At 47.6% G+C, this 5,744-nt stretch carries 8 protein-coding genes; 2 read left to right on the top strand and 6 right to left on the bottom strand.

The genetic code is table 11. The features are described from left to right. Nucleotides 1-99: 99 nt before the first annotated feature. Entirely contained in the window at nt 100-726 is a 627-nt protein-coding gene (locus FD38_RS11885; RefSeq protein ID WP_057734468.1) for a response regulator transcription factor, read from the top strand. A gap of 71 nt (nt 727-797) precedes the next feature. Here FD38_RS11885 and FD38_RS11880 read toward each other — a convergent pair whose 3' ends face one another. Together FD38_RS11880 and FD38_RS11875 are read right to left on the bottom strand one after the other, a co-directional pair. Further along, nucleotides 798-1,118, bottom strand: a complete 321-nt coding sequence (locus FD38_RS11880; RefSeq protein WP_225430824.1) for a metal-sulfur cluster assembly factor — start codon at nt 1,116-1,118, stop codon at nt 798-800. Nucleotides 1,119-1,410: 292 nt separating this feature from the next. Further along, nucleotides 1,411-1,605, bottom strand: a complete 195-nt coding sequence (locus FD38_RS11875; protein WP_057734464.1) for a hypothetical protein — start codon at nt 1,603-1,605, stop codon at nt 1,411-1,413. 367 nt (nt 1,606-1,972) lie between these two features. Here FD38_RS11875 and FD38_RS11870 point away from each other — a divergent pair, with 367 nt between their 5' ends. Then, entirely contained in the window at nt 1,973-2,311 is a 339-nt protein-coding gene (locus FD38_RS11870) for a hypothetical protein (RefSeq protein ID WP_057734463.1), read from the top strand. 56 nt (nt 2,312-2,367) lie between these two features. Here FD38_RS11870 and FD38_RS11865 read toward each other — a convergent pair whose 3' ends face one another. The 4 genes from FD38_RS11865 to FD38_RS11850 all read right to left on the bottom strand — a co-directional run bounded on the left by FD38_RS11865 (nt 2,368) and on the right by FD38_RS11850 (nt 5,691). Next, complete coding sequence (locus FD38_RS11865) at nt 2,368-3,096, bottom strand: helix-turn-helix transcriptional regulator (protein WP_057734460.1); 729 nt, start codon at nt 3,094-3,096, stop codon at nt 2,368-2,370. Between the two features lie 179 nt (nt 3,097-3,275). Next, nucleotides 3,276-4,169 carry an L-serine ammonia-lyase, iron-sulfur-dependent, subunit alpha gene (gene sdaAA, locus FD38_RS11860; protein ID WP_057734458.1) on the bottom strand — a complete coding sequence of 298 codons (894 nt, stop codon included), beginning with the start codon at nt 4,167-4,169 and terminating at the stop codon, nt 3,276-3,278. A 13-nt stretch (nt 4,170-4,182) separates the two neighbouring features. Next, entirely contained in the window at nt 4,183-4,842 is a 660-nt protein-coding gene (sdaAB, locus tag FD38_RS11855; RefSeq protein WP_057734456.1) for an L-serine ammonia-lyase, iron-sulfur-dependent subunit beta, read from the bottom strand. 69 nt (nt 4,843-4,911) lie between these two features. Next, nucleotides 4,912-5,691 (bottom strand): PTS sugar transporter subunit IIC, encoded by a 780-nt coding sequence (locus FD38_RS11850; RefSeq protein ID WP_057734454.1) that lies wholly within the window; start codon nt 5,689-5,691, stop codon nt 4,912-4,914. Nucleotides 5,692-5,744 lie beyond the last annotated feature (53 nt).

Raw genomic sequence — 5,744 nt, 5'->3', positions numbered from 1 at the left:
TTTTGAAAAACATGAAAACTGACGACTTTTTTGGAAGGTATGAATAATTCAGGTTAATTATCAGTCTGCAAAATCCACTTTTCCCTGGGAGGCGCGAGCATGATGAATCGAGTTGGCATTTTAGGTCGTACGAATACGTTAAAAGACCGCGTGGCGTTTTTGGTCAATCAGCAACCCAACTGCGCGGTCACGACGCGGTTGACGGCTTGGTCCGAATTGCAGGTCGCCCTCCCGACGCTGGACGTTTTGATCGTCATCGCGCCAGATTATACCGAAGACCTGATGACCCTAGCTCACGCCTACCTGGACCCTTTGGACCCCACTACGCAGGTGGTGGCTTTGGGCAATCTTTGTTCCAAGCCCTTAGCCGAGGACTACCTGGCTCAGGGTATCGCCGCCTACATTCTGGCCGATTCCCCCAACCACGAAATCGTCTGGGCGTTGCAAAGCGTGCTGGACGGTCAAGCCTACCTGGACGCGCAGATTGATCCCTGTCCCACCCGCGAACAGTTGCACAACAACAATTACACGCGCCTTTCCAAACGGGAAATTGAGGTCTTTCCCCTGATGGTCCTGGGCTATTCCAATAAGTCGATTGCCACGCGGCTCTACATCTCGCCGAAGACCGTGGAAGCCCATAAGGCCAGCATCATGCACAAACTCAACATCCACTCGCGGCCCGAATTGGTGCGCTATGCGTTAAATAATAATCTAATCAACGCCTAAACTAAACCCAGGCTCCCCGCTAATCAACGGAGAGCCTGGGTTTTCGTTTGATGGTCATTTAAATCATTAATTTATTCGTGGACCCCGAGCGCAATCTTGGCGTAGCGGCTCATCTTGCTAATGTTCCAAGCGGGTTCCCAGACCAGTTCTAGGTCACAGGTCTCGACCCCGTCCGCCGCCATAACGGCCTGGCTGATCTGGTTTGCCAACACGTTTCCAATGGGGCAGCCCATCGTGGTAAGCGTCATGGTGAGGTCACAATGACCGTCCGTGACCTTCACGCCATAGATCAGTCCAAGGTTGACGATATCCACCCCGAGTTCGGGATCAATCACCTTTTCTAGTTCCGCGACAACGTTTGATTCAACGGGTGATAAACTTTCGGTATCCACGTGAATTCCTCCTTCGGGTCGGGGCCGGCTTTACTTGGGCCCAGCGACCCACTTATCCATAGTTTCATTATACCGGAAACCGCTCTCAAAATAATCAGGAACTTCCCCTATCTTACCGGGAAACTTAGTCTAGCCGATGCAAAAAGGAGGGCATCAAAAAAGTCCTAATGTTAGGTTGAAGTTACGCTAACATTAGAACTTTATAGACTGGACTGAACCGGAGACTGAATCAGCTTCCATCACGTCACACCTCTTTATTTAATTTTTGAGTGTTATTTTTTAACCTTAAGGTTTACATATTGACGGCTAATAATTGGTCCATCTGACCGTTCGTCATGTTCAATTCACGTAATCTAAGAAGTGTCTCCTTTAAATTCTCATATTCAGCTTCTGTATACAACCGATTGTCAATTTCAATATCGTAGTCCGCCATGATGGTATAAAGTTCCTGATTCAACTTTCTCTGGATATCTTTCTTGGTTAACATAGGCAACGCCCTCCTTTTTAAATTAATCATAATTCTATCACATAAATCCAGGATTAACAGGGGGTTGCGTGATTTGATAAATCTTTCTCAGTGCCAAGTAACGGTTACCAATCGTATGATTAATGAACGTAAACCCTTTTACGTATCAACCCAATACCATGTGTTTTTATTAACATGATAATTCGTATAAATGTAAGCTTTATAAACTTTCGTTAATAAAATCTCATAATCAATAGAATCTTTTCTCAGTGAATCCTCATAAAGCCTATCAGACCGCGATTTACCTTTTTTAACCCTTAACGGGGCTAGTTTACGTTCCCCGAATATATGCTATACTGCTTTTAATTTAAATTCGGGGGTGAGTTTTATGACGCTTATTAATATCATTGGACCGTTTTGTTTAACTGCTGTAATCGTCTTGGTGATCTATCATCAAATCATTTGGGGCATGAAACAGGGCTCTAAGATTACGGCCTTAATTTTTCCCGTTGGCTATGCCACGTTTAGCCCCCTCCTCACGTTTGCCTTAGTCGGTGTGACCGACCAAAGTCTCCTGTTCGCCGGTTCTCAGCTCATCGTGGCTTACTGGCTCTACTGGATCTATCAATGGGGCCAACAACACCCCCAAAAGCCCCATCACCCACAAGAACCCTTAGATGACCGCCATCATTTAACGCTGGCCCAACGAAACGATAAACTCAAATAGCTCAAATCAAAAAGGAAGGCTTGGCCCCGATTGGCGCCATCCTTCCTTTTTTGCGACTATTCTTTACTTTTTAATTCTTCATCTTTAACTACTTGCAAGTAACGGTACACACTCGGATCCGACACGTGGAGGACCTTCGCCAGTTCACTTACGGCATCCTTTAATAGGAAGTAACCTTGGTGATACAGGCTCCGGACGATCTCTAACTTATCCTCCCGCTTCAAGTAATCCACCGAGACGCCGTGCCGAGCACAGGTACTTTGCGTGACTTCCTTGGCCAGGTCGTTGATCGACGTGGTCAAGTGTTCCGGTTCAACCTCTTCCGTAGCCTTGGGGGCCTTTGGGGCGCCCTTGGTTTGATAAATGGTCGGGGAATTCAGGTGCTTGTAGTTGGTCAACACCTTGATGACCTGTTCCTGGAGCGTATCCAGGTCGCTGTCATCCGTGTTGATGCAGATCATCCCCACAATTTCACCGTTCTGTCGTAAAAAATACGTAGATGACCGGAGCGGATAATCCCCGTGGGATACCCCTTTATAGTTCGCCAGATAGTCCCGTTTTTCGTCCTTGCCCGCCTTCATGGTGCGCAAGGCTAAATCCGTCGCTGGATCGCCCACTTGACGGTGGGAGATATGGGCGTTGCGAATTGCCACTACAGAATGATTTAAATCGGTTAAATCGTTGAGTACCACTTCACTATTCGGCCCCAAAATATCAGCTAAGAAATCAACAAAAGGGATAAATTCACGAACATATTTTTGTTCCTCCGTTAAATATTGCTGCATTATTCATCGCCTCACTAAAATGACTCGGTCGTTAATGTCTCGTTGCGTGTCTCGTTTATACTATTTTATCATACTAATAAAATAATTGTGGGGAAGTTAACGGGTGATAAAAAAGAAAGCAACCACGTGAGACCTATCGGGCTGCTTTCTCTTCATCACTCTGATAATTTACCAGTTAGTTAAGCTTTCGCATCAACTGCTTTACCAAAGATCTTTTCCTTCATCCGAACACCCGTAGGCGTTGCGGCTAAGCCACCCAAACCGGTTTCCCGTAAGGTGGAAGGTAAGCCCTTACCAACTTTATCCATGGCTGCAACCACTTCGTCGGCAGGAATCTTGTTGGTGCAACCCGCTAAGGCCATGTCGGCGGAAATCAAGGCGTTACCGACCCCGATGGCGTTCCGCTTGACACATGGTAATTCAACCAACCCAGCAACTGGGTCACAAACTAACCCTAACAAGTTACTGATGGCCATAGCCAAGGCTTCGGCACTTTGTTCTGGCGTCCCACCGGCCAATTCAACGGCGGCAGCGGCACCCATGGCAGAGGCACTCCCAACTTCGGCTTGGCAACCACCAGTGGCACCGGCGATCCCGGCATTGTTAGCCAAGACCATCCCAAAGCCCCCAGCAGTGAAGAGGAATTGGATCATTTGGTCCCGGGTCAAATCCAGACGGTCCTTTAAGGTGAAGATCACCCCAGGCAAGGTTCCTGAAGAACCGGCCGTTGGCGTCGCACAGATAACCCCCATGGAAGAGTTGACTTCGTTGGTGGAAACGGCGTTTTGAACGGCTTGCATCATCAAGTCACCCGATAACGTCTTCTTAGCGGACCGGTAGTTCTTGATCTTAACGGCTTCCCCACCGGTCAAACCGGTCTTGGAGAAGACCCCTTCGCCTTCGGCCCCCTTCTTTACGGCGGCAGCCATGATGTCGAGGTTCCGGCCCATGGCATCCCAGATTTCTTCACGGGTGTTGTGGGACGTGTCCATTTCCTGTTCAATCACTAGTTCATAGATAGGTTTCTTGGTCTTCTTAGCAGCATCGACTAATTCAGCTACGCTCATGTACATGATAGATTACCTCCTACAAGTAAACTAAGTTGGTATTGTTCTTAGCCAGTTCCTTGACCTCTTCGGGCTTTAAGCGCCGGTCCAAATCGTATTCGAACAGGTCGCCCTTGGCGGATTGGTATTGCTTCTTTTCGTTAACCTTGGTCAACGCGGTCAATTGATCGGTGACGTTTTGTTGGTCAACTTCGCTACCAGGAACTAATAAGATTGGAAGTGGCCCCTTAGGCTTGATGTCAAAGCCGTTCATCTTGATGCCCCGGATTTCGATGGTCCCCCCACCGATGGAGCAACCAGCAACCGTGACCTTCTTGCCATCCTTACTGTTGGTCAGTTCAATGATGGCAGTGTTCGGGTGGTTGATTGGACTGTCTTCTGGTTCTTCAATGAAGGTAATGTTGATGCCTTGATCGCGGGCTAAGCCAATGGCGTAAGGCACACGGCTGTCGTCCGGTTCAAAGCCCAGGATCCCACTGATAATCGCGTAGTCGGTTCCGTGACCTTTGTGCGTTTGGGCAAAGGATTCGTAGTAGTGTACCACGATATCCGTTGGCGTTTCTTGGAAAATACTGTTGGCAGCCCGGCCAATGGCACAGGCACCAGCGGTATGGGAACTAGATGGACCAATCATAATCGGGCCGATGATATCAAAAACACTCTTATAATTTACAGTCATCTGAAACTCCTCCTGTCATCACAATCCAGTTTTTAAACAACATTTTAACAAATTTAGTCGGATAATACCTTAAGCCTTGGCTGGTTCTTTTTCGTGCTTTTCAGCCAGTTCGTCGTCGGCCCGGATTTCAGCAACCGTGTGGATCTTGAAGTTGCGGAAGACCCAAGCTCCGATGTAAGCCCAAATCGTACTGTTGATCAGAATCAAGATTACGGCGATCAAGACCTTCATCATTGGGTTCATCCCGAAGACCACAATCAGTCCGGCCCATGGGGTGGCCATCCCAGTCACGTTCACGACTAAGCCAAAGGCCGTCACTATAATACCATTGATGGCACCGGCAATCGCATTGGTCGTAAAGATTGGAATTGGATTGGCAGCAATGATATCAATCTGGGTCAAAGGTTCGATGGTTACGGCTAAGGTCGTGGAGCTATCCCCAAACTTCATCTTGCGGAAGAAACTGAAGTTTAAGAACGAGTTCCCGGTACACCCTAACGCCCCAATGGCCATTGGCACACCAACCAATCCAATCAGACTGGTCAGCACCATGGAAGACAGTGGCGTCATCCCAACTAACGGAATGATAGCCCCGAGGACGGCACCCATGACGTAAGGGTTCCCGGCTTCGGCAGAAACAATGGTATTCCCAATCAAGTGCAAGATCATCAGCACCCCTGGGGAGATTAAGTCAGCCAAGATGTTGACCAGAATTGGGCCAACTAAAACAACAACGATCAAATCTAACCCATCAGTAATGCGCTTTTGGATTTCCTTAATCAAGAATGAAACGATGTATGCGGCAATAAATGCAGGAAGCAATTTGAACTTTAATAATGAAACACCCACCTGAATTATTCATACCTTCCAAAAAAGTCGTCAGTTTTCATGTTTTTCAAAAA

Source organism: Levilactobacillus zymae DSM 19395 (assembly GCF_001434115.1).
Lineage (GTDB): Bacteria > Bacillota > Bacilli > Lactobacillales > Lactobacillaceae > Levilactobacillus > Levilactobacillus zymae.
The sequence above is the reverse complement of the archived record's forward strand: the minus strand, read 5'-3'. Positions and strand labels throughout refer to the sequence as shown.